This window comes from Deltaproteobacteria bacterium, assembly GCA_009930495.1.
GTDB lineage: Bacteria > Desulfobacterota > Desulfovibrionia > Desulfovibrionales > Desulfomicrobiaceae > Desulfomicrobium.
This window is the reverse complement of sequence record RZYB01000424.1, coordinates 1-1,310: the sequence shown is the minus strand read 5'-3', so window position 1 is coordinate 1,310 and position 1,310 is coordinate 1. Positions and strand designations below refer to the sequence as shown.

1 protein-coding gene is annotated in these 1,310 nt (G+C 56.1%); it reads right to left on the bottom strand.

Annotated elements, in window-relative coordinates; genetic code table 11:
- Positions 1–406: 406 nt before the first annotated feature.
- The gene (locus EOL86_15195; GenBank protein ID NCD26915.1) at positions 407–691 is read right to left on the bottom strand and encodes a GIY-YIG nuclease family protein; all 285 of its coding nucleotides are present in this window, start codon (positions 689–691) and stop codon (positions 407–409) included.
- Positions 692–1,310: the final 619 nt, after the last annotated feature.

Sequence of the window (1,310 nt, the reverse complement as noted above, 5' to 3'; positions counted from 1 at the left end):
TCCGAAGTATTTGCCGATGGAGAAGGGGAGTAGGGTTGCTCCGAAAAAACCGACCGCGAACATTCCGCCCAGGATGGCGGCGACCATTTCGCCAGGATCCATGTGTTTTTGATGACGCATATCGACGGCCCTCCCGTTTATCCCGTCCATACATCCCAATGGAAATGACGCCAAGGGTCGGGCGGGGGCTGGATTGCCACGGCCGAAGCGGCCTCGCAATGACGAGTATCTCTGCCGTGATGGCATGGAGAGGCAATGGCGCGCATAAACTCCGTCATTGCGAGAAGCCAGGCTCTGCGTGGGAGTCCGCGACGAAGCAATCCAGGTTTTCTGTCTTCCGGATTGCATCGCTGTGCTCGCAATGACGGAAAGGAAGATGGACCAAAGCGATGGTTCTTTATCGTGATCATTCCACGATCACCTCGGACAAATCCCGCCATTGCGGATTGATTGATTCAATCAGGGCAAGCTTCCTTTTGCGGTTTCCCGCCTTGATCTGCTTTTCTCGAAAGATGGCGTTGTGCATGTTGTCGTGCGGTTCGTACCAGACGAGCAAGGTGCAGCCGTATTTCCCCGTGAATCCGGACATCCCTTGTTTATGCTGATGGACGCGCTGTACGAGGTTGGAGGTGACGCCGGTATAGAGGGTGCCGTTTCTTTTGTTGGCCATGATGTAAACGCATGGTTGCATGGTTTTCATAGTGATTCCATTATATTAGGAGATTGGCGTAGATAGACACCGTCATTGCGAGAAGCCAGGCTCTGCGTGGGAGTCCGCGACGAAGCAATCCAGGACAGGGTGCTGAATTGGCGTAAGGCCCATGGTGTGTGTGAGCGTCTGGATTGCCACGGCCGAAGCGGCCCACGCAGAGCCTGGCTTCTCGCAATGACGAACGCATCGGCTGTCACGGCATATAAATGCACTGGCGTACATAAACACCGTCATTGCGAGGAGTCCGCGACGAAGCAATCCAGAGGAAGGCGTGAACGCGGCGCAAGACCAGTGTGTGCGGAAGTCTGGATTGCCACGGCCGAGGCGGCCTCGCAATGACGAATACATCGATCGTGATGGCATATAAACGCAGTGGCGCACATAAATTCCGTCATTGCGAGAAGCCAGGCTCTGCGTGGGAGTCCGCGACGAAGCAATCCATGGCTCATGTTTTCTGGATTGCTTCGCTCCGCTCGCAATGACGGAGAGATATATGAATTTATCCCAAATACCCCCGCTCGCCCTGGCGGATCAGGCCGTGGGTGGCCAGGGAGGCGGCGACCGGGGCGATGCTCGTGGCGGACGCGCCTTTGAGGCG